Here is a 310-nt window from a genome sequence, read left to right on the forward strand (position 1 = left end):
CCAGCACAAAAGGCCGCACAATCATCAGCAACAAATTGCCCACGGTTGCGGCAATGGCGTTCACAACGGCACGCAACTTGCGCCACGCGCATACCCCTGCATATTCGACCCAGAAGCCGATCATATACAGCAGATCGCCAATCACATAACTATACGGGATTTTACTAAAAATACCCGTCATGCGGCGCCGCCGCGTAGCACGTTTTTTCTTACGGTGCCACGCGCGTACAGTACGTTTGCACCGCCAGTCATCCAGGCGCTGCGACAAGGTATTCTTTTTTTTCTTTTGCGGTTGTTTATCAGTCTGGGT

1 protein-coding gene is annotated in these 310 nt (G+C 51.9%); it reads right to left on the reverse strand.

All coding sequences use genetic code 11. From position 1 onward, the window contains the following. Nucleotides 1-310: hypothetical protein (locus H6B10_RS15975; protein ID WP_204652418.1), on the reverse strand; the 310-nt coding region annotated here is incomplete at both ends.

Source organism: Gemmiger formicilis (assembly GCF_016901605.1).
Classification (GTDB): Bacteria; Bacillota; Clostridia; order Oscillospirales; family Ruminococcaceae; genus Gemmiger; species Gemmiger formicilis_B.